We start from the raw sequence: 22,090 nt of genomic DNA, 5'->3' as shown, positions 1-22,090 counted from the left end.
AGGTCAGCAGTCGGAAGAGCGGGTCAGAGCGTTCCCGCTTTCTTCCAGCCAAGATAACGAGTCACCAATTGTGCGCCCAGTTCTCCTGGGCGCACGTCCACCACGTTGATGCCATGCGCGACCATCCGGTCGTGCAGCGTTGTGCGCGCGTTCAGAAAACTCACCGTTCCGCAGTAGCTCAGCGCTTCGTCATAGGTCTCGACGGGGGCCTGACGCAGACTGTCGAGCACTTCCTCGCGCAGGCTTGCAACCAGCACACGATGCCTGCGCCCCAGCTGATTGACCGCCGACAGCAGCTCATCGTCGTCTTCATCGCGCAGGTTGGTGATCAGAACCACCAGCGAGCGCCGCTTCTGTCGGGCCAGCAGATGGCGGGCGGCGGCGCTGTAGTCGGCGGGGCGCTGGGTGGTCTGCAGGTCGTAGACGGTATTGAGCAACAGGTTCAACTGACCGTGCCCCTTGACCGGCGACAGATAGCGGTCTTTGTCACCGGCAAAGGTCATCAGGCCGATGGCATCGCCCTGACGCAGCGCAACGTAACCGAGCAGCAGGCAGGCATTGAGTGCGTGATCGAAATGGGACAGGTCGCCGTCCTGGCTGCGCATGCGTCGTCCGCAGTCCAGCATGAACACGATCTGCTGGTCTCGCTCGTCCTGGTATTCCCGCGCAATGGGTGAGCGCTGGCGGGCAGTGGCTTTCCAATCAATCTGCCGCAGGCTGTCGCCTTCGCGAAATTCGCGCAGCTGGTTGAATTCCAGTCCCAGGCCACGGCGCTGCGACTGCCGCACACCGATCTGGCTCAGCCAGTTGTCCACCGCCAGCAACTGACCGTCGTACAGCCGGGCAAAGTCCGGGTAAACGCGGGTGCTGCCCGGCAGGTCGAGGCGACGTCGGGTGGACCACAGACGCAATCCGCTGCGCAGCGCCAGTTCGCAACGTTCAAAGGTGAAATGGCCTCGCTTGATGGGCCGTATCCGATAGCCAAGTGTGGCCTTTGTCCGTCGAGGCACTTCGATGGATTGCGGCAGATTCTCGGACTCCAGCCCTGAGGGCAGGTGATCCATGACGCGCACTGCCAGCGCCGCACCGCCGTCGTGTTCGATGTCCAGTCGTATCTCGTTCCAGCGACTCAGGGCCAAACTACCCGGCAGATGACGATGCAAGCGAGGGGAGGGCTGGCGTGTCAGGCGAAATCCGTCGAAGACACTCACGCTCGCGAGCGCCAGCAATGCGCCCCAATAAAGGGTGTCGAGCTGCTTTGGATAGTCGATGCCCAGCGCACTGAGTACCCCCAGCAGTACGGCGGCGCCTGCAAGCGCACCCAGCCACTTCAGTAGCAGGGGCGACGGCCTCAATACCTGTTTCAAAGGCGGGGCGCCGGAACCTGATCGAGGATCTGCCTGAGCACCTGATCCACCGATAGCCCTTCAATGTCCAGCTCTGGCGACAGCCTCACACGGTGACGCAGCACCGCCAGTGCGCAGCCCTTGATGTCATCCGGGATGACGAACTCGCCGCCGCGCAGCAACGCCCTGGCCCGACCGCCACGCACCAGCGCGATGGAGGCCCGTGGACCTGCGCCCAGGCTTAGCCCCGGCCAGGTACGGGTACTGCGGGCCAGTCTCACGGCGTAATCCAGCACCTGTTCGTCCAGTGGCAGATCGCTGGCAATGCGTTGCAGTGCCTGCACTTCGCGGGCCTGCATGATCACCTTGAGCGGCCGTACATCGAGCATGTCGGCCCGGGTCGAGCGCGTGACCTGACGGACCATGTCCAGTTCTTCCTGCGCCTGCGGATAATCCATGCGCAGCTTGAGCATGAAGCGGTCCAGCTCGGCCTCGGGCAACGGATACGTGCCTTCCTGTTCGATGGGGTTCTGCGTCGCCAGCACCATGAACGGTTGCGCAATGGGCAAGGCGCGGCCCTCCAGCGTGACCTGCCGCTCCTGCATGGCTTCAAGCAGCGCCGCCTGGGTCTTGGCCGGGGCGCGGTTGATCTCATCGGCCAGCAGCAGGTTGGTGAAAATCGGGCCTTTGCGCAGTTTGAACTGTTCGGTCGGCAGGTCGTAGACCGCATGACCGGTCACGTCGCTGGGCATCAGGTCAGGCGTGAACTGAATGCGGGCGAATTCACAACCCAGGCAACTCGCCAGAGCGCGCACCAGCAGCGTCTTGCCCAGCCCCGGTACGCCTTCAAGCAGCACATGACCGCCGCCGATCAGCGCCGTCAGCACATCATCGATGACGACGTCCTGGCCGATCACCGCCTTGCGCAGTTCGGTGCGCAACACCTGGGCCAGATGACTGGCGCGCTGGCGTTGCTGGGCCTGCGTGTTGGCTGCGGTGCTGGCGGCGGGTTCGGGGCTCGCCGCAACGACGGGGTCGATGCTGCCTGACGGTTCGGGCGTTTGGTCGCTCATAAGGCATTCCTGAGGGTTTGCAGGTGGGCCACCTGACGGGTGAAATCGCTGTGGGAAAGGCGTTGCTTCGGTCGTGGGCGCAACGCATCGCTGATGGCGCTGGTGGGCTGACGAGTCAGGCGGGACAATACCTGCCACTGATCGGCGACGGCCAGTGATTCAAAGCCCGGATGAAGCTGCCGGGCGCGCCGAAGGATGTCCTGCTGCAGGCTCTTCAAGAGTACGTCCTGTCCGCTGCGTCTGCGCAGAAACTCGGCGCTGGCACGCAGGTGTTCGGTCAGTTGCCGCCGGGCCTGGGAAGCAGGCAAGCGAACGGGGCCTTCACGCAGACCCACATGCCACAGCGTCAGGCCGATCAGTATCGCGAGTGCGGTCAGCGCGAGAGCGAAGTGACGCAGTATCAGACTCAACAGGTTGTCATGTTCGGTTTGCAGCAGCAGGGTCACGTCACTGTCCTGGGTCAGGTACCACAGGAGCCAGGCGTTGTCGTATTTGCCGATCGAGCGGTTTTTCCACAGCTCCGCGTCGGTAAGTACAGTGATCAGGCCCTTGCCATGACTCAGTTGCACCATGTGCGTGGCGTCGGCACTGTTGGCCCATGAATCGGCATGGTCCTCCGGGTCTTCCAGATGAAACGCCGGATCGAAACTCATGTAGGCCGGTGCGTCTTCATTTTCCAGATACAACCGCGTGAGTTCCGGCCACTTGGTTCTCTTGGTGGCAGGCGGTGACGCCATCAGCGGTATAGGTACTGTGGGCCGGGCCTCATCGGAGTCATCCTGTGCCTTGATGTCTTTCGAGAGGTATTGGCGAATCCCGATCCTGTCGAGCAGCAGGTCGCCGCTGCGGCCTTTCTGTTCGTCCCACAACTGCTCGGCCACGAACAGCAGGTGTCCACCCGACTCGGCCCAGTTCAACAGGCGCTCGGTCTGTGCCGGGGTCATGTTTTCACGGTCATCGAGCAACAGCAGCGTCTGTGGTCGTTGTTGCGTGTCGGGCAGGTCGGTGAGCGCGCGGGTCATGTTGACCGGCACCGAGCGTTGCCGGAGAAAGTTGGCGGCGGCCAGATAGGGATTGACCCGGACTTCCGGGGAAGGACCCTGATCGACGGTTTTTTCGTAACGCTCCAGATGACTGGCCGCGTACACACCGACAACGAGCAGCAGGAGCAGCGCGAGCCCTGCGAGCCAGACGTTACGCCGGCTCATGCCCTGGCCCCCGAGCCGAACAGGCGACGCCAGCCGTCGCACAATTCCTGTTGCGACCGGGCAGGTGGCAGCCGATGACCATAAGCAAGATTCTGCCAATGGGTGGTCAGCGTCCGGCTGAATTCATCCAGTTGGGGTTGATCGAGTTGTGCGACGCGCTCCAGCACCTGTCCCTCGGTGTCGGCGTTTTTCAATGGCAGGCGATAATCGGTCAGCAGGCGATTGAGTAGGGCGCGATACAACAGACCCAATGCTTCGCGTGGCGAGTCGGCCCAAAGCCGTTCTGCACTGGTGGCGACATCGTCGGGCAGGCTATCTGCGTTCACCTGCAGGCCGAACAACTGTTCTGGCGCTTCCCGTTGCAGCGATATAGGGCGCGGCGTGCGAGCGACGAAGGTGCCGAGCCAGGTGCGGTAACGCCAGATCAACAGGCCGATCAGCGTCAAGGCGACAGCCCAGAGCAGAACTTCCAGCAGGCTGGCCAGGGCGCTTGCCGCTGACAGCAGACGGTTGAGCCATTTGGCCAACGCGCTGCCGTCGCTCCTCTCGGCGGAAGTCGTCGCCTTCTCATCCCGCTCGGGAAAGCGCCAGCCGGCCACCGTTTTGGGGTTTTTGAACGGCGGCGCCTGCAGAACGTTGTTGATCTCCTTGCGGGCGGCTTCGCTGGTCAGCGCCTGATGCGTAAGGCGTGGCGTATCAGGTGCTGCACTGACAATGATCGGTTCCATCTGTGTGGCGTCGGGCAATGGACAGCTGTAAGTCGGTGAATCAGCCATGGCAGACTGTGGCGCCGCTGAGAACAGCAGTCCGGCACCGATCAGCAGCATATAGGCGGTGCCCATCAGGCGCTGGCGCAGTCGCCGGAAAGTCAGTTCGATGTCCCACGCTTCAAGCACGGTTCGACGATTGAGGTAGAGCGTAAAACCGCAGGCGACGTAGATGGGTTCCCACAGCACCAGCGCCAGTGCGTAGAACAGGTTGGTCAAGTGTTCCAGCCAGTTCCAGTCGTTCTCGGTGTCGACCAGACTCAGCCATTGCCAGTCGATTTCGATCTGTTGCGGGATGAACAGGTAGAACAGGATCATCAGGCCGATCCACAGCGAGTACTCCAGGTGCACGCCCACCAGTGTCAGCAGGCGAGCCGCGCCCTGGCCTTTCTGATTGAGCAGGTTGAGGCGGCGTGCACGCTCGTCTCCGGCGAGGTTTTCCAACTGCTGCACCGGCAACTGAAAGCTGCGGGTCAGGCTCAGACGGCGCCAGAGCAAGCTGGGGAGCAGCTGGTTTTTCAACGTGGCGGGCCAGGCTCTGAGTGCCTGCTTGAGTGTGGGCGTGTCCCCGAACAGTGCCTGCGACAGGATCATCAGCGGCAGGCGGTCGAAAGCCGGCTTGAGCCACCAGAACACAAATAGCGCAATCGAGGGATAGTCCCAGAGCAACAGGCTGAGCAGGGCGAACAGCGGCAGCGTGACAATCGCCCAACTGCTCATCAGCAACAGGCGATGCTCACGCACCATGAGGACGCCCAGGTCTATGGCTTCCCAGGAAGTACGAGGGCGAATGGCGACGTTCGATTCAGTCAGGCGCATGGGAAGTCCGCCCGGCGAATGTCAGGTAGGCACCGACCAGCATCCAGAGCGCTGCGCCTACCAGATACTTGATGAGCGGCGTCGGCCAGGTCATTGATGACCAGTAGGCTTCGATGAAGGCGGCAATCAGCAGAAACAGCATCACGCCGCCAATCAATTGCACGCTGCCTTGCGCGGCGACCCGTAACGCCTCACCGCGTGTCAGCCTGCCGGGCGCTAGCAATGCCCAACCCAGTTTCAGTCCGGCAGCCCCGGCCAGGGCAATGGCGGTGAGCTCGAACGCGCCGTGGCCGACCACGAACGACCAGAAGGTCTGGCCATAGCCGATGTCGGTCAGATGGCCTGCGACCGCTCCGATCATCAGCCCGTTGAAGAGCAGAAAGAACAGGCTGCCCAGCCCGAACAGCAAGCCGCTGGCATAGGTTTGAAAGGCAATCCCTATGTTGTTCATGATGTAGTAGCCGAACATCATCCAGTCATCGTCGGAAGCGCGTTCCAGCGCCTGCCCGATGCGGCTGGCCTGCGGGTCGTACATGCTTTGCGTGTCGCTCAGCTGTGCGGGGCTGACGATGCTGTAGATCAGGTCGGGGAAGCCGTAGACCAGAAGACCCATGCCTACGAGGCTGCCGAAAAACAGCAGGCTGGCGACCAGCACGAAACGCCATTCGGCACGAACGGCTCTCGGGAAACCCGCAAGAATAAACGTCAGGAACTGAGCGCCCAAAGCACTGCGATGCCGGTAAAGCTGCTGGTGGCCGCGCATCGCCAGTTGATGAAGCGGATCGATGAGGTGGCTGCTGTAGCCGCGTTCCTGAGCCAGCGCCAGTTGGTGGCAGAGGCGTCGGTAATCGGCAGGGAAGCGGTCGCTGGTCTTGGGATCGGGCTTGCCACGCTCCAGTGCGTTCAGGCAGTCCTCGAAGTGTTTCCACTCGGTTTGATGGCGGGCTTCGAACTGGGTCTGTTTCATGTCGCCCCCGTCAGGCTGCGCGCGATGCCGTTGACCTGAGTGACGGCCTTGTCGGCTGACAAGTGCAACGGCTCGACCAGAATGGCGGCCAGCTCCTGCTTACGCGCTTCGGACAGGTCACCCTGGCGCTCGGCCAGACTCAGCACGGCGCGCTGTTCCTCCAGTTGCAGAGCGACCGGCACCACGTAGGGCTCGACCGCTGGCAGGGTGGGCCGCTGCACGGGCAGATCGGTATGAACCACCAGCGTTCCGGCCGCCAGATCACCGAAGCGCTTGAAACGGGGATGATTCAGACAGCTGATGGCGCCCACGCTGTAGGCCAGAGGCAGCATGTCGACGAAACGCAGCAGGTTGCGGGTGAGCGAGGCGGCCCAGCTGATCGGTGTTCCATCGTCATTGACCACCCGCAGGCCCATGGCGCGCTTGCCGGGTGTCCGGCCCTGATCGAGGACTTCGAACAGCACCATGTACCACCAGTTGACCAGAAACAGCGCGATAGCGGCCAGCCCCATGCCGAACTTGTCGAACAGCTGAAGGATTAAAAACAGTACGCCGATGACTGCGGCACGAATGCCGAGGTCAATGCCGAACGCCAGCGAACGCACCACCAGACCCGCCGGGCGAAGGATCATGTCGATGCCTTCCGGGGTCTCGATGGCGATGCGGGTATCCAGCGGCGTCTGCTGCGCTGCAATCCCTTGCGAAGCGGGAGGAGATGGCATGGTGGGGAGGCGTTACCTGAAGGCGAGACCTGATGCTAGCTACCACTGCGGTGCTAAGCAACCGGCGTTGCTAAACAGTGCCTGTAAGAAAAAGTGTCGCAGGCCCACGGCGTGTTCCGATTAGCCAATCGTCTGCTTCGCACCCTACACTTCAAGGGTCTCTTGTTCAGGATCAGCCCGTGACCTCCAGCATCTTCTGGTACGACTACGAAACCACCGGTATCAACCCGCGCAATGACCGCGCGCTGCAGATGGCCGGCATTCGTACCGATGCCGAACTCAATGAAATCGAACCGCCGGTCAACCTCTACTGCCAGCCCAGCGACGACATCCTGCCGCATCCCGCCGCGTGCGTGATAACCGGAATTACCCCGGCCACGCTGGCCGAAAAAGGCTTGTGCGAAGCGGACTTCATGACCCGGGTCCATGCCCAGCTCTCCGCTCCCGGGACCTGTGGCGCAGGCTACAACACGTTGCGTTTTGACGATGAAGTGACGCGTTACAGCCTGTATCGCAACTTTTTCGACCCGTATGCCCGTGAATGGCAGGGCGGCAACAGTCGCTGGGATTTGATCGATGTCGTGCGCGCGGCCTATGCGCTGCGCCCGGACGGCATCGTATGGCCCGAAGAAGACGGGCGCGTCACCCTCAAGCTTGAGCGTCTGACCGCCGCCAACGGTATTGAACATGGTCAGGCCCACGATGCCTTATCCGATGTGCGCGCCACCATTGCACTTGCGCGCCTGATTCGTGAGAAGCAACCCCGGCTGTACGATTATCTGTTTGCACTGCGCAGTAAGCAGAAGGTTCAGGATCAGATCCGTCTGATGCAACCGCTGGTGCATATTTCAGGACGCTTCTCTGCGGCCCGTCATTATCTGGGTGTCGTATTACCGCTGGCCTGGCATCCGCATAATCGCAATGCGCTGATTGTGTACGATCTGCATCAGGATCCGTCACCGTTACTGGAGATGGACGTTGAAACACTCAAGCAGCGTTTATATACCCGCCACGACGCGCTGGGCGAAGGCGAGCTGCCGGTGCCGCTCAAACTATTGCATATAAATCGCTGCCCGGTGGTTGCCCCCATGAGCGTTTTGCGTACACAGGATCAAGAACGCTTGCAGCTCGACATGACCGGTTATGAGGCGAGGGTGGCTTCAGTGACTGAAGGCCTTGAAGTTTGGCAGGAGAAACTGCGTGCTCTTTATGGCAAGGATCATTTCATCGCAAGTGAAGACCCTGAGCAGCAATTGTATGACGGATTTATCGGTGACCGTGATCGCCGTTTATGTGAACAAGTACGCGTTTCCGAGCCTGAGCAACTGGCACGTGATGCCTGGCCGTTTGATGATGCTCGCCTGCCTGAACTGTTATTTCGCTACCGGGCCCGTAACTTTCCGGAAACGCTCACCGCCGAAGAACAACTGCGCTGGCACCAATTCTGTCAGGCGCGCCTGAGCCACGCGGAATACGGGGCTCCGAATACTTTGCAGGATTTTACGAAGGCGCTGGTGGAGTTGTCGCTTAGTGCCACGCCAGAGCAGTTGGCGATACTGAGGCAATGGCAGGATCACATTGAGTCGCTGCGCAGTAGGCTGAAAATGTGATCGGAAAAATGTAGAAGGTGAACTATAAAAAAACGCCAGCAAGCTGGCGTTTTTCAAGTCGCGGATAAAACGACCTTTGAAGCTTAGCCCAGCAGAGTGGCCCAGCTTTCAACCTCGTCACCGCCCCACTTGGCTTTCCACTCTTTCAGCGTCTTGTGGTTGCCACCTTTGGTTTCGATGACTTCGCCGTTGTGCGGGTTCTTGTACTGCTTGACCTTGCGGGCACGCTTGGTGCCGGTAGTTTTCACTGCGCCGCCACGAGGTGCCTTGTTGACTTTGGAGTCCGGATCCAGCAGAGCAATGATGTCACGCAGCGATTTTTGATATTCGCCCATCAGGGTGCGCAGTTTGCCTTCGAATTCCAGCTCGGTTTGCAGTTTGCCGTCTTGCGACAGGTTGTTCAAACGGGCTTGCAGTTCTTTGATGGCTTCTTCTGTGGCGCGGTATTCGTTGATCAGGGACATGAGGGGGACCTTATGTTGTGAAGGGTGACAGGGATACAGTGACGCAATAATAGTCAGAGGCACTGAGCAAGTAAACATTAAATAAAAGTTTTATTTGAATTATTTAGAAATATACACCGGTCCTACAGACGTGGGAACTAGATCGGTGCGCTGAACCCGACTAAATAGGGTCGCTATAAAGCCCTCATTAAATACCGGTTTTTTATTGGAGCGTCCGCTGCCATCTTGATACTGGCACGGTGCAATCTTTTTCCATCGACGGCCCGCCCCGGCACCTGAATTCAGGCAACAGAGATACTGCAGTTTTCCTGCGCAGTCGCTAGAATAGCGCCTTTGCGAAGTTCTGGAGTTTCCCCTAATGCGCACTTTTCGTCTGGTGATTGCTTGCCCGGACCGCGTCGGCATCGTTGCCAAAGTCAGTAACTTTCTGGCGTCCCATAACGGCTGGATCACCGAAGCGAGCCATCATTCGGATAATCTCAGCGGCTGGTTCTTCATGCGTCACGAGATTCGTGCCGATACATTGCCGTTCGATCTGGATGGGTTTCGCGAGGCGTTCACCCCGATTGCGCAAGAGTTCGAGATGGACTGGCGCATCACCGACTCGGCTCAGAAGAAGCGTGTGGTACTCATGGCCAGTCGCGAATCACACTGCCTGGCGGACCTGTTGCACCGCTGGCACAGTGATGAACTCGACTGTGACATCGCCTGTGTGATCTCCAATCACCAGGACCTGCGCAGCATGGTCGAGTGGCACGACATTCCTTATTACCACGTGCCGGTCGATCCCAAGGACAAGGAACCGGCGTTCGCCGAAGTCTCCCGTCTGGTCGGCCAGCATCAGGCCGACGTCGTGGTTCTGGCGCGCTACATGCAAATCCTGCCGCCTCAGCTGTGCCGCGAATATGCCCATCAGGTGATCAACATTCACCACAGCTTCCTGCCGTCGTTCGTCGGTGCCAAGCCTTATCACCAGGCATCGCTGCGCGGCGTCAAACTGATCGGCGCAACGTGCCATTACGTGACCGAAGAGCTGGACGCAGGGCCTATCATCGAGCAGGACGTGGTACGCGTCAGCCATCGCGACAGCATCGAAAACATGGTGCGTTTCGGCCGTGACGTGGAAAAAATGGTGCTGGCGCGTGGTCTGCGTGCGCACCTCGAGGACCGTGTACTGGTTCACGACAACAAGACAGTCGTCTTCGACTGATCCGTTGTGGCAGGATCGCCCATGCGGCGCTCCTGCCAACCTCCCAGGCGGACATCCTCATGACCGACCCTCTCGACAAAGCCACATCAACTGCTCCGGCCACTCTGGGCGAGGGCTGTCTGAGTCGTTACGACCCGGATGCGCTGACGCCTGACAACGGCACCGAGTTCGAAGGCGCGGCCGAGCTGTGGCGCGAACTGCAGCAGGACGCCGAAAAACCGACCCCACCCTAGCGATCTGCGCTAGTTGCCGCGTCCAGACTTTCCAGCCATTGGATTTTGGTCATGGGCTGCCTGCCGTCTTCCAGCAGGCGCATGAGCAATTCAATCCAATAGTCGCGTGAAGACCTGTGCAGCATGTCGACAGGGTGCAGTCCAAGTCGGATGGTCGACGCCTCGCGCAACCGATGTTCCTTGAAATCACTGTAAAGCTTCGACGCCGTGCGTCGCCATGCACTGCGTGCGCTCCAGACCATGCCTGGCGCGTTGATCGGTGTGAAGTCGGGCAAACGGAACAGATGCTGCGGGTCGCTGGTGTAGCTGAGCGGCAACTGACGCAACGCTTCGCGAGTGCCCTGGCTCATCAACCAGGCGGGCGCGACAAAGCCGTGAAGTGGCCAGTTCTGACGGTGAAACACTTCGATGCCCGCTTCCAGGCGTGCCAGCGCCTGCTGCGTGTTCAAACCATAGAACTCGCCTTCCCACGTGTAGATGCGCCGCATGAAGTAGTCATGCAGGGTTCGTGGCGCCGGGCTGTCGTCGCAATGGTAATAACCGTGCAGCGCCAGCTCGTCGCCGCGTTCCAGGCGTTCATCCATCCGCCGCTGAAAAACCGTGTCGTCGCCCAGCGGGCTGCGTCGGTGGAAATCCGGCACCACCAGCCAGGTCATTCTGACAGTGCCCAGCTTGTCCACCGCTGCGACAAATGGCTCGTACATCAGCCAGCTGTGAGGGGCGACGTCGTGCAGCACCAGCAGCACACTGCGTTCTGATGCGGCGCGAGAGCACTCAACCATGGGCGACAGCCGAGAACCGGTTTCCCAGCACCGCCTGATAATGGTCGAGCAGCCCGGTCACCACCACGTCCCAGCTGTAGTGCTCTTCCACGTAGCGTCTGGAGGCCAGGCCCATGGCATGGGCGTCATGGCAGAACAACGCTTTCACGGCATCTGCCATGGCTCTGGCGTCGTTCGCTTCGCACAGCCATCCACAGTGTCCGGGAACGATTTCGGTGAATGCTCCGGCCGCGACGGCGACGACCGGTGTTCCACACGCCATGGCCTCAAGCACGACCAGCCCGAATGTTTCCTGATCGCCCGCGTGGACCAGTGCATCGGCGCTTGCCAGCAGGCGGGCCAGATTCGTGGCCTTGCAGAAGCGATTGATCACCGTAACGTTGTCCGGCACGTTCATGGGCATGTGCGAGCCCACCAGCAGCAGGTGATAGCGCGGGCCCAGCTGTTTAATGCATGCAAGCAGCACCGGCAGGTTTTTCTCCTTGGAGCCACGCCCGGCGAAAATCAGCAGATGGGTGTCTTCGCGCAGACCCAGTTCGGCTTTCAGGCCATCGTCCCGGCGCTCCGGATTGAAGATCTGCAGATCCACGCCAAGGGGTTGTACATGCACGTTTTCGACGCCCATGCCGATCAGCTTGTCGGCCATGACCTGGCTGGGCGCTAGCACCCTGTCGAAGTTGCTGTAGAGCTTGCTGATATAAGCCTGAGCGCTCATTCCCATCCAGTTGCCCATGCGGTTGCTCACCAGCAGCGGAAGGTCTGAGTGGTAGAAGCCGATGACCGGCGCGTCCAGATACCGACGGGCGTCGAGGGCGGCCCAGGCGGTCAGATAAGGATCGCCTGCCTCGATCAGGTCGGGTTGCAGGTTGTGCAGCATCTTGCGCCACGGGGCGACCCGAATCGGAAAACGGTAGCCATTGCTGAACGGCAGGGCAGGGGCCGGAACACTGTAGATGCCGTCGGCGTGGGCCGGACGCGCACCAGGCACCAGCAGACTGTGGCGCACGCCGGGACGGCGCCCCAGGCGCGGGTGTTTGGCATCGAGATAGGTGCGTACGCCGCCGCTGGCCGGGGCGTAGAACATCGTCATGTCGGCAATGTGCACAGCAACATTCCTCCGCTCTGAGGTCGTCTTTTCTTGACCTCCTTGAAGAATAGTTGTTCGGTCGGGATTCACCGCCTGGCGGGCAAGCGGCAGACGCGAAGAGTCGTTGAGAGCATGATGCGTCATCAGGCCTGAACAAACTGTTGTGGCAATGGCTACGCTCAAGGCCAGCGCGTCTCATGGTGTGGAGAAGGTGAAACATGCACGACTCTCAAGAAATGATTCTGGGTGCCGCTCCTGACGGGCAGCCCGTCTCCCAGGCATTTCGCCTGGCCAATCGCCACGGACTGGTGGCCGGCGCGACCGGGACTGGCAAAACGGTGACCTTGCAACGCCTGGCAGAAGCGTTCAGTGACGCCGGGGTCGCGGTGTTCGCCGCGGACATCAAGGGCGATCTGTGCGGGCTGGGGGCTGCTGGCAATCCCCAGGGCAAGATTGCCGAGCGAATTGCCGGCATGCCCTGGCTTGAGCACACGCCTCGGGCCTATCCGGTCACGTTGTGGGATATCGACGGGAAATCCGGTCATCCACTGCGTACCACGCTGAGCGAAATGGGGCCGCTGCTACTGGGCAATCTGCTGGAACTGACGGACAGCCAACAGTCGGCGTTATACGCCGCCTTCAAAGTCGCTGATCGCGAAGGGCTGTTGTTGCTCGACATCAAGGACCTCAAGGCACTGCTTAATCACCTGCGTGACAATCCGCAGTTGCTGGGCGAGGACAGCGCATTGATGACGACCGGCTCCAGTCAGGCGTTGCAGCGACGGCTGGCCGTGCTCGAGCAGCAGGGCGCCGAGGCGCTGTTCGGCGAGCCTGCCTTGCAACTGGAAGACATCCTGCAGCCTGACAGCGACGGGCGAGGGCGCATTCATCTGCTGGACGCCAGCAGGCTGGTGCATGAAGCGCCCAAGGTCTACGCGACCTTTCTGTTATGGCTGCTGGCCGAGCTGTTCGAGCAGCTCCCCGAGCGGGGCGATGCCGAAAAACCGTTGCTGGCGCTGTTCTTCGATGAAGCGCATCTGCTGTTTGCCGACACACCCAAGGCCCTTCAGGAACGGCTTGAGCAGGTCGTGCGCCTGATTCGTTCCAAAGGCGTGGGTGTGTATTTCGTCACGCAGTCACCCGGCGACCTGCCGGATGAAGTATTGGCCCAGCTGGGGTTGCGGATTCAACACGGGCTGCGCGCCTTCACGGCCAAGGAGCAGAAATCGTTGCGGGCCGTGGCGGAAGGTTTCAGGCCCAACCCTGATTTCGATGCTCTGAGTGTGTTGACCGAGCTGGGTATCGGCGAGGCGCTGGTCGGTACGTTGCAGGACAAGGGTACGCCCGCCATGGTGCAGCGCGTGCTCATCGCTGCGCCCCAGTCGCGTATCGGGCCGCTGACGGCAGACGAGCGGGCGAGTCTGATTGCCGGCTCAGCCCTCGGCAGGCGCTACAACAAGCCGGTCGATCGTGAATCGGCCTACGAAATGCTGGCCGCGCGCAAGGTGGCCGAGCCTGACGCAACCGATGCTGCGAAAACGAATGAAAAGCCTGAAGAGAGTTTCAGCGACAAGGCCGGGGAGTTTCTGGGCGGGCTGGCCGGACAGGCCATGAAAAACGCCATGCGTCAGGCGGCGAGCCAGTTGGGGCGAGAGTTGGTGCGGGGGCTGATGGGGTCGTTACTGGGCACTAAGAAGCGCAGGTAAAACCGATTCGCTCAGGCGGTGCAAGCGCTGCACCGCCCGAGTGACTTCAGATCAGGACAGCGCCTTGGACGCAATCCAGAACAGGGCGGCAGACAGCGCCACTGTTGCTGGCAGGGTCAGGACCCAGGCCAGAAGGATCGTGCGAACGGTGCCGCCCTGCAGGCCGCTCTTGTTCGCAACCATGGTGCCGGCCACGCCCGAAGACAGGATGTGGGTGGTCGAAACCGGCAGGCTGAACACGTTGGCCATGCCGATGGCACAGGCGGTGGTGATCTGTGCAGACATGCCCTGTGCGTAGGTCATGCCCTGTTTGCCTATCTTCTCGCCGATGGTCAGTACCACACGCTTCCAGCCAACCATGGTGCCGATACCCAGTGCCAGAGCAACGGCCAGAATCACCCAGAACGGCGCGTATTCAGTCGTACCGGTCAGGTCCTTGCGCAGCTTCTCGAGATCGGATTTTTCACGTGCGTCCAGGCCCGGCAACTTGCCGACCTTGCGCGCGGTGTCATCCAGGCACAACAGATAACGACGGACTTCGATACGGCTTTCGGATGGCATCGAATGGTAGTCGGAGACACCTTTCAAACGGTCCAGCAGCGCGTCGATAGTCGGCTCGGTCTGTTCCGGGTTGCACGCGGAACTGGACGGCAGGTCGCCTTTTTCCGCCTTGCCCATCGCCAGGTATTCGCCCAGCGTGCTGCTGTTGCGCTGGTAGAACTGGCTGAGGTGCTGGGTGGCGTCGCGGGTACGTTCGATCTGGTAGGTCGTGCTGTTGAGGTCCAGTACGAACTGGCTCGGCACGATACCGATCAGGACCAGCATGATCAGGCCGATGCCTTTCTGGCCATCGTTTGAGCCGTGCACGAAGCTGACCGCCATGGCGGAAATCACCAGTACCAGACGGTTCCAGAACGGCGGATGCTTCTTGTCATCCAGCTTGCGACGCTGTTCCGGGGTCTTGTGCATCTTGGACAGTGGTCGCCACCATTTCAATGCGATCAGGACCAGCCCTGCGATCAGAAAACCTGCCAGCGGCGAGAACACCAGCGAGGCACCGATATCGATTGCCTTCTGCCAGTTGACGCCATCGGCCAATGGGATGTCGTTGATCAGGGCGTTGGCCAGACCGACACCGAGGATCGAACCGATCAACGTGTGGGAACTGGACGCCGGAATACCGAAATACCAGGTGCCCAGGTTCCAGGTGATCGCCGCTGCCAGCAGCGAGAACACCATGGCCAGGCCGTGGCCGGTATTGACGTTGATCAGCAGTTCGACCGGCAGCAGGTGAACGATGGCGTACGCAACACCCACGCCGCCCAGCAACACGCCGAGAAAGTTGAACACACCGGAAAGGATCACTGCCAGATGCGGCGGCATGGCTTTCGTGTAAATGACTGTCGCCACCGCGTTCGCGGTGTCATGAAAGCCATTGATGAACTCGAAGGCAAGAACAAAGGCCAGGGCAAGCAACAGGCTTACAAGCACCCAAGCATCTAGCCCGCTGAATAATTCGATCATGTAGATTTTCTGACCCGGTCTGAAGGGGGCGCGATTATGACAGAAAAAATACGTATCGACTTGTCGGCCTCGACCGGTGTCGCCTGAAACCAAAAAAAAGACGCATGAGCGCCGCCCCTTTGATGGAGGCAGACAGGCAATGACACTTCAATTTCAGGTCGTGGTAATGCGGATCAGATCAGCGGGGCTGTTCCAGCCTGACCGTCAGGACTCCTGTTTCAGGTCCTGTTCCATCTTTTGCAATTCCTCTTTGAAAGCCTGATCCCGAAGGCTGGCTCGTTTGCGCCAGGGTTTGCGTTCCGGTTCCGGTTGCGCGGCGTAAGTGGTGATTTCGCCACCGTAGACATCCTTGAAGCGTTGCTCCTGGCGCTCGAGTTCCGCGCGCAGTTCTTCTTTAGTCACTTTATTACCTGATCAAGTCAAATGAGTTCCGGCGAAAACGCAATGCACGGCAAACATGTTCGTTCCAGTGGCTGCCCGAAAAACAGGACAGGGGATTATGCGTCAGCACAGTGACTGGAAGAGTCTGAACACCTTGCTGCGCCTCGCGGCTACGGGCGCCGGAGGAAAACAACTGTCGTAGCGACTGTGGTTCAGGGTTGAAACGCCGGAGGTTCTGTTTGACCGCCGGTTGCAAGGGGCCCGCTACAGCGTTGTACAGGTCCGGTGCGTTGACGCGGCTGCAGCTCGAAGGCTCGTGAGAACGCGAGTCACTGCTGAAGATTTAGCCCGTCAATGGAAAGGTACTATCGCCAAGAAGTTAGGCTGCGTCAACTATAGCGGTTTGAATAATGAGAGAGCCTACTCATTTTGTACGAATGTTCCGAAGTTTGGGTGAGTCATGTTTATGACGGAACTTTCATAAAGAAGAATTGACAGGCATGGACAAAAAAACGGCGTCGAAATTCAGCAAGTCCGATGGTGCGACGGGGAGTGTATGAGAAGGGGGGGAGCGGGCTCGGAAATTATTCCGGCTTCCGTGTCGGGCGCACAGAATGAGCTGTAATGAAAACGGCCTTGCTTAAAGGGCAAGGCCGCTGCCTTGGACTTCTCAGTGGGTACCTGACCAGTAATTTCCAAGAAGTCACTTCGTGGCAGACCTAAAGGTATAAGTATATTTCCGACGGGTCAATTGCGATTATCGGCCATTGGTTCGATAATCGCACAAGCCGAAGGTTGATCAATGCGCTGCATGGGTCTGAAACCGCCGGTTCACAAGGCCTGAAAGGGTGTATAGAGGTTGCGGCAATGAACGACGAACTGCGTAATTCTTTTTCCTCACTGGCTCCGCCCATCGTGGCATCGCCTGCCAAGCGGATCCAGGCATTGACCGGCGATCCTGATTTCATGACCTCGCTGGCCCGTGGGCTTGCAGTGATTCATGCCTTTCAGGAGCGTAAACGGCATCTGACCATTGCGCAGATCAGCCACCGCACGGAAATTCCCCGGGCGGCAGTGCGTCGTTGTTTGCATACCTTGATCAAACTTGGTTATGCCACCACGGATGGTCGCACTTACTCTTTATTGCCCAAGGTTCTGACGCTGGGCCATGCCTATCTGTCGTCAACGCCGCTGGCGATTTCTTCGCAGCCTTATCTGGACAGGATGAGCGATCAATTGCACGAGGCGTGCAACATGGCCACTCTCGAAGGTGACGACATCCTTTATATAGCCCGGTCGGCCACGACCCAGCGGCTGATATCGGTGGATCTCTCGGTGGGCGGTCGACTGCCTGCGTATTGCACGTCGATGGGGCGCATCCTGCTGGCTGCGCTGGACGATGTGTCCTTGCAGGAATACCTGGATCACGTTGACCTGCAGCCCAAGACCAGCCGCACCATTCGCACACCCGAAGCCTTGCTCGAATGCCTGCAGCAGGTCCGTCAGCAGGGTTGGTGCATTGTCGATCAGGAACTGGAGCAGGGACTTCGCTCGATTGCCGTACCGGTCTATGATGCATCGGGTCAGGTACTGGCTGCGCTCAATGTCAGCACCAGTGCCGGACGGGTGGCCCGCAGCGATCTGGAACAGCGCTTTCTGCCGATCATGCTGGACGCCAGCCGTGACCTGAGCACCCAGTTGTTCACCTGAGATCAGCGTATTGATAATCAGCGAATGGGTTCGATTACCGAACAGTTAGTCGATTATCGGATTGTTTGCGGCAGGGCTCAGGCATAACCTCATTTTCATTCCGGCGCAGGTCTTCGCGCTGATCATTGAACATGATGTTGGGTTCGGAGCACCTCATGGCAGACATTCTTTCTCTACGCGATGCGGTGAAGCAACTGGTCAACGATGGCGACACCGTTGCGCTGGAAGGCTTCACTCACCTGATCCCCACGGCCGCCGGTCATGAAATCATCCGTCAGGGCAAAAAAGACCTGACGCTGGTGCGCATGACCCCCGACCTGATCTACGACCAGTTGATCGGTGCGGGTTGTGCCAAGCGCCTGATTTTCTCGTGGGGCGGCAATCCGGGCGTTGGCTCGTTGCACCGCCTGCGGGATGCGGTCGAAAAACAATGGCCGCGAGCGATGGAAATCGAAGAGCACAGCCACGCCGATCTTGCCAACGCTTACGTTGCAGGTGCCTCGGGCCTGCCGTTTGCGGTGCTGCGCGCCTACGCCGGTTCCGATCTGCCGAAGGTCAACCCGCTGATCAAGACCGTGACCTGTCCCTTTACGGGTGAAGTGCTGGCGGCCGTGCCGTCCGTGCGCCCCGACGTGACCGTGATCCACGCCCAGAAAGCCGACCGCAAGGGCAACGTGTTGCTCTGGGGCATCCTGGGTGCGCAGAAGGAAGCTGCGCTGGCAGCCAAGCGTTGCATCGTCACGGTCGAGGAAATCGTCGATGACCTCAAGGCACCAATGAACTCCTGCGTACTGCCGACCTGGGCGCTGAGCGCAGTCTGTCTGGTGCCGGGCGGCGCGCATCCTTCCTACGCCCATGGTTACTACGAACGCGACAATCCTTTCTATCAGGCCTGGGACCCGATTGCCCGAGACCGTGAAACCTTCAAGGCCTGGATCGACGAATACATCCACGGCACAGCGGACTTCAGCGAATTCCAGAGCAAGCTGGCTCGCGCTTCGGAGGCAAAATAATGACGTACACCACCAGTGAAATGATGACCGTTGCCGCCGCTCGCCGTTTGCGTAACGGAGCGGTCTGCTTTGTCGGGATCGGCTTGCCGTCGAAGGCGGCGAATCTGGCACGCCTGACGTCGGCACCGGATGTGGTGCTGATCTACGAATCCGGCCCGATCGGTGCCAAACCGACCGTATTGCCGCTGTCCATCGGCGATGGCGAGCTGGCTGAAACGGCTGACACCGTAGTCGCCACCAGCGAGATTTTCCGCTACTGGCTGCAGGGTGGACGTGTGGATGTCGGCTTTCTGGGCGCCGCGCAGGTCGACCGTTTCGGCAACATCAACACCACGGTCGTCGGCGATTATCACAACCCGAAAGTGCGCCTGCCGGGTGCCGGTGGCGCGCCTGAGATTGCCGGGTCGGCCAAATCGGTGCTGATCATTTTGAAGCAGTCGGCACGTTCGTTCGTCAACAAGCTCGATTTCATCACCTCGGTCGGCCACGGCGAAGGCGGCGATTCACGCAAGCGTCTGGGCCTGCCCGGTGCCGGTCCGGTGGGCATCATCACCGACCTGTGCATCATGGAACCGGAAGAGGGCAGCAACGAGTTTGTGGTGACCACGCTGCACCCAGGCGTTACCCGCGAGCAAGTCATCGCCGCAACCGGCTGGGAAGTACGGTTTGCCGACAGCGTGGTCTATTCCGAAGAACCCACCGACGTCGAACTGACCGCTTTGCGTGATCTGGAAGCCCGGACCGCTGCCGCCCACGGTCAGGTCGCAGGAGAAGCGTGATGCGTGACGTATTTATCTGCGATGCGATTCGCACCCCCATCGGCCGCTTTGGTGGCGGTCTGTCCTCGGTGCGGGCCGACGATCTGGCGGCCATTCCGATCAAGGCGTTGATGGAGCGCAACCCCACCGTCAACTGGCAAGAAGTCGACGAGGTGTTCCTCGGTTGCGCCAATCAGGCCGGTGAAGACAACCGCAACGTGGCGCGTATGGCTGCGCTGCTGGCCGGCCTGCCGACGACGGTGCCGGGCGTGACGCTCAATCGTCTATGCGCTTCGGGCATGGACGCCATCGGCACGGCGTTCCGCGCCATCGCAACCGGCGAAATGGAATTGGCCATCGCAGGCGGCGTCGAGTCGATGTCGCGTGCGCCTTTCGTCATGGGCAAGGCCGATGCCGCGTTCTCGCGCAACATGAAACTGGAAGACACCACAATCGGCTGGCGTTTCATCAACCCGGCCATGAAAGCCCTCTATGGCGTGGACTCCATGCCGGAGACCGGCGACAACGTGGCCACCGACTTCTCTATTTCTCGAGCCGATCAGGACGCTTTCGCCCTGCGCAGCCAGCAACGCGCTGCCGTTGCCCAGGCTGCGGGCTTTTTCGAGGAAGAAATCGTGCCGGTGCGTGTGGCGCACAAGAAAGGCGAAACCGTCGTCGACAAGGATGAGCACCCGCGTGCCGACACCAGCCTGGAAACCCTGAGCAAGCTCAAGCCGGTCAACGGGGCGGACAAGACGGTCACGGCAGGCAATGCGTCTGGTGTGAACGACGGGGCTGCCGCGCTGATTCTCGCTTCTGCTGAAGCGGTAAAAAAACACGGCCTGACGCCTCGGGCGCGCGTTCTCGGCATGGCCAGTGCGGCCGTTGAGCCTCGCGTGATGGGCATCGGGCCGGTGCCTGCGGTGCGCAAGCTGGTCGAGCGGCTGGGTCTGGCGGTCTCCGATTTCGATGTCATCGAGCTCAACGAGGCGTTTGCCAGCCAGGGTATCGCGGTGCTGCGAGAGCTGGGCCTTGCCGACGATGCGCCGCAGGTCAATCCCAACGGCGGCGCGATTGCCCTGGGTCACCCGCTGGGCATGAGCGGCGCGCGGCTGGTACTGACGGCGTTGCACCATCTGGAAAAGACCGGCGGTCGCAAAGGTCTGGCGACCATGTGCGTCGGTGTCGGCCAAGGTCTGGCGTTGGCCATAGAGCGTCCATAACGCTCCTTTTTTCGCTTTGTTCAGCAACCCGGTTCATCGGTCTGTCTCCACGAAAAGACAGGCTGATGGCCCGGGTTGTTGTGCTTGAGGCGGCAGGGTGTTACAGATTGTGTCTTATGGACAGTTTCATTTGGGGACAATAATGACGACAACATCAAAAGCACCGCATTACACCGGCGAGGAGCGAAGCAAAAGAATCTTCGCGATTGTCGGCGCCTCTTCCGGAAATCTGGTCGAATGGTTCGACTTTTATATTTACGCCTTCTGTGCGATCTACTTCGCGCCCGCTTTCTTTCCTTCCGATGATCCGACCGTTCAGTTGCTCAATACCGCAGGTGTGTTCGCTGCCGGTTTTCTGATGCGACCGATTGGCGGCTGGCTGTTCGGCAGGGTCGCGGACAAGCATGGTCGCAAGAATTCCATGCTGATCTCTGTAACCATGATGTGTGCCGGTTCGCTGATCATCGCGTGTCTGCCGACCTACGCCTCGATCGGGGCCTGGGCACCGGCGCTGCTGTTGATGGCGCGTCTGCTTCAGGGCCTGTCGGTGGGCGGCGAGTACGGCACCACGGCCACTTACATGAGTGAAGTGGCGTTGCGCGGGCAGCGTGGTTTCTATGCCTCGTTCCAGTACGTGACGCTGATTGGCGGTCAGTTGCTGGCGGTGCTGACCGTGGTCATCCTTCAGCAGTTTCTCACCACTGAAGAGCTGCGCGACTACGGCTGGCGTATCCCGTTCGTCATCGGCGCGGCGGCGGCAGTCATCGCCTTGCTGCTGCGTCGCACGTTGAACGAAACCACCACCGCCGAAAGCCGCCAGGACAAGGACGCGGGCAGCATCATGGCACTGTTTACACATCACAAGGCTGCGTTCATTACGGTGCTGGGCTACACCGCCGGCGGTTCGTTGATTTTCTACACCTTCACCACGTATATGCAGAAATATCTGGTTAATACCGGCGGCATGGAAGCCAAGACCGCCAGTTACATCATGACCGGCGCGCTGTTCCTGTACATGTGCATGCAACCGTTCTTTGGCATGCTGGCTGACCGTATCGGTCGTCGCAACTCGATGCTGTGGTTCGGCGCGCTGGGTACGCTGTGTACGGTGCCGATTCTGATGACCCTGAAAACCAACACCAACCCGTTCATGGCGTTTGTGCTGATTACCCTGGCATTGGCCATCGTCAGCTTCTACACCTCGATCAGCGGGTTGGTGAAGGCTGAGATGTTCCCGCCTCAGGTCCGCGCTCTGGGGGTTGGTCTGGCCTACGCCGTGGCCAACGCTGCCTTTGGCGGCTCGGCCGAATTCGTCGCCTTGAAACTCAAGAGTGCAGGGATGGAGAACAGCTTCTACTGGTACGTGACGGCGATGATGGCAATCGCGTTTCTGTTCAGCCTGCGCTTGCCCAAGGAGCCCGCTTACCTGCATCACGATCATTGATGAGCGCTGTTTTGCAGGCATAAAAAAACCCACCGGATCCGGT

20 protein-coding genes are annotated in these 22,090 nt (G+C 60.1%); 9 read left to right on the top strand and 11 right to left on the bottom strand.

What is annotated here, in order from left to right:
- Nucleotides 1-23: 23 nt before the first annotated feature.
- The 6 genes from QRN20_RS05805 to QRN20_RS05780 are packed head-to-tail and all read right to left on the bottom strand — an operon-like array spanning nt 24 to nt 6,902.
- Nucleotides 24-1,367 carry a DUF58 domain-containing protein gene (locus QRN20_RS05805; RefSeq protein ID WP_088234643.1) on the bottom strand — a complete coding sequence of 448 codons (1,344 nt, stop codon included), beginning with the start codon at nt 1,365-1,367 and terminating at the stop codon, nt 24-26.
- Nucleotides 1,364-2,419, bottom strand: coding sequence for an AAA family ATPase (locus QRN20_RS05800; protein ID WP_122490836.1), 1,056 nt, complete (start codon nt 2,417-2,419; stop codon nt 1,364-1,366). Before QRN20_RS05800 ends, QRN20_RS05805 begins: the two co-directional genes overlap by 4 nt.
- Nucleotides 2,416-3,627 (bottom strand): DUF4350 domain-containing protein, encoded by a 1,212-nt coding sequence (locus QRN20_RS05795; protein WP_088234644.1) that lies wholly within the window; start codon nt 3,625-3,627, stop codon nt 2,416-2,418. Before QRN20_RS05795 ends, QRN20_RS05800 begins: the two co-directional genes overlap by 4 nt.
- Nucleotides 3,624-5,213, bottom strand: a complete 1,590-nt coding sequence (locus QRN20_RS05790; protein WP_088234645.1) for a DUF4129 domain-containing protein — start codon at nt 5,211-5,213, stop codon at nt 3,624-3,626. Before QRN20_RS05790 ends, QRN20_RS05795 begins: the two co-directional genes overlap by 4 nt.
- The gene (locus QRN20_RS05785; protein ID WP_058432496.1) at nt 5,200-6,180 is read right to left on the bottom strand and encodes a stage II sporulation protein M; all 981 of its coding nucleotides are present in this window, start codon (nt 6,178-6,180) and stop codon (nt 5,200-5,202) included. The genes QRN20_RS05790 and QRN20_RS05785 overlap by 14 nt, the downstream gene beginning before the upstream one ends.
- Nucleotides 6,177-6,902 carry an RDD family protein gene (locus QRN20_RS05780; RefSeq protein WP_285360028.1) on the bottom strand — a complete coding sequence of 242 codons (726 nt, stop codon included), beginning with the start codon at nt 6,900-6,902 and terminating at the stop codon, nt 6,177-6,179. The genes QRN20_RS05785 and QRN20_RS05780 overlap by 4 nt, the downstream gene beginning before the upstream one ends.
- 179 nt (nt 6,903-7,081) lie before the next feature.
- Here QRN20_RS05780 and sbcB point away from each other — a divergent pair, with 179 nt between their 5' ends.
- Nucleotides 7,082-8,512 (top strand): exodeoxyribonuclease I, encoded by a 1,431-nt coding sequence (gene sbcB, locus QRN20_RS05775; RefSeq protein ID WP_122413670.1) that lies wholly within the window; start codon nt 7,082-7,084, stop codon nt 8,510-8,512.
- An 83-nt stretch (nt 8,513-8,595) separates the two neighbouring features.
- On the opposite strand, the gene mvaT is transcribed toward sbcB, so the two are convergent.
- Entirely contained in the window at nt 8,596-8,976 is a 381-nt protein-coding gene (mvaT, locus tag QRN20_RS05770; RefSeq protein WP_004881357.1) for a histone-like nucleoid-structuring protein MvaT, read from the bottom strand.
- Between the two features lie 358 nt (nt 8,977-9,334).
- Here mvaT and purU point away from each other — a divergent pair, with 358 nt between their 5' ends.
- Both purU and QRN20_RS05760 read left to right on the top strand, forming a co-directional pair.
- Nucleotides 9,335-10,186, top strand: coding sequence for a formyltetrahydrofolate deformylase (purU, locus tag QRN20_RS05765; protein ID WP_004881355.1), 852 nt, complete (start codon nt 9,335-9,337; stop codon nt 10,184-10,186).
- 59 nt (nt 10,187-10,245) lie between these two features.
- On the top strand, nt 10,246-10,419 hold the full coding sequence (locus QRN20_RS05760; protein ID WP_004881352.1) for a hypothetical protein: 174 nt from the start codon (nt 10,246-10,248) through the stop codon (nt 10,417-10,419).
- Here the strand turns inward: QRN20_RS05760 and gpgD are convergent.
- Complete coding sequence (gpgD, locus tag QRN20_RS05755; protein WP_088234649.1) at nt 10,416-11,201, bottom strand: N-acetylglucosaminyl phosphatidylglycerol deacetylase; 786 nt, start codon at nt 11,199-11,201, stop codon at nt 10,416-10,418. The two genes, QRN20_RS05760 and gpgD, sit on opposite strands and share 4 nt — an antisense overlap.
- Complete coding sequence (gpgS, locus tag QRN20_RS05750) at nt 11,194-12,306, bottom strand: N-acetylglucosaminyl phosphatidylglycerol synthase (RefSeq protein WP_483314064.1); 1,113 nt, start codon at nt 12,304-12,306, stop codon at nt 11,194-11,196. The genes gpgD and gpgS overlap by 8 nt, the downstream gene beginning before the upstream one ends.
- A 200-nt stretch (nt 12,307-12,506) precedes the next feature.
- On the opposite strand from gpgS, the gene QRN20_RS05745 reads away from it, so the two are divergent.
- On the top strand, nt 12,507-13,994 hold the full coding sequence (locus QRN20_RS05745; protein ID WP_058432500.1) for a helicase HerA-like domain-containing protein: 1,488 nt from the start codon (nt 12,507-12,509) through the stop codon (nt 13,992-13,994).
- Between the two features lie 51 nt (nt 13,995-14,045).
- Here QRN20_RS05745 and QRN20_RS05740 read toward each other — a convergent pair whose 3' ends face one another.
- Complete coding sequence (locus QRN20_RS05740) at nt 14,046-15,518, bottom strand: inorganic phosphate transporter (RefSeq protein ID WP_004881346.1); 1,473 nt, start codon at nt 15,516-15,518, stop codon at nt 14,046-14,048.
- Nucleotides 15,519-15,722: 204 nt separating this feature from the next.
- Nucleotides 15,723-15,920 (bottom strand): hypothetical protein, encoded by a 198-nt coding sequence (locus QRN20_RS05735; protein ID WP_004881345.1) that lies wholly within the window; start codon nt 15,918-15,920, stop codon nt 15,723-15,725.
- A gap of 846 nt (nt 15,921-16,766) precedes the next feature.
- Here QRN20_RS05735 and pcaR point away from each other — a divergent pair.
- From pcaR to QRN20_RS05710, 5 genes are all read left to right on the top strand, one after another.
- Nucleotides 16,767-17,609 carry a pca regulon transcriptional regulator PcaR gene (gene pcaR, locus QRN20_RS05730; RefSeq protein ID WP_029243237.1) on the top strand — a complete coding sequence of 281 codons (843 nt, stop codon included), beginning with the start codon at nt 16,767-16,769 and terminating at the stop codon, nt 17,607-17,609.
- A gap of 155 nt (nt 17,610-17,764) precedes the next feature.
- Complete coding sequence (locus tag QRN20_RS05725) at nt 17,765-18,622, top strand: CoA transferase subunit A (RefSeq protein ID WP_024688703.1); 858 nt, start codon at nt 17,765-17,767, stop codon at nt 18,620-18,622.
- Nucleotides 18,622-19,401 (top strand): CoA-transferase subunit beta, encoded by a 780-nt coding sequence (locus QRN20_RS05720; protein ID WP_004881336.1) that lies wholly within the window; start codon nt 18,622-18,624, stop codon nt 19,399-19,401. The genes QRN20_RS05725 and QRN20_RS05720 overlap by 1 nt, the downstream gene beginning before the upstream one ends.
- The gene (gene pcaF / locus QRN20_RS05715) at nt 19,401-20,603 is read left to right on the top strand and encodes a 3-oxoadipyl-CoA thiolase (protein ID WP_088234650.1); all 1,203 of its coding nucleotides are present in this window, start codon (nt 19,401-19,403) and stop codon (nt 20,601-20,603) included. Before QRN20_RS05720 ends, pcaF begins: the two co-directional genes overlap by 1 nt.
- Before the next feature lie 142 nt (nt 20,604-20,745).
- Complete coding sequence (locus QRN20_RS05710) at nt 20,746-22,047, top strand: MFS family transporter (protein WP_122425538.1); 1,302 nt, start codon at nt 20,746-20,748, stop codon at nt 22,045-22,047.
- The last annotated feature ends 43 nt before the right edge of the window (nt 22,048-22,090 follow it).

Origin of the sequence: Pseudomonas sp. fls2-241-TYG-175 (genome assembly GCF_030209155.1) — a bacterium.
GTDB lineage: Bacteria > Pseudomonadota > Gammaproteobacteria > Pseudomonadales > Pseudomonadaceae > Aquipseudomonas > Aquipseudomonas viridiflava.
This window is presented reverse-complemented; position numbering and strand designations above follow the sequence as displayed.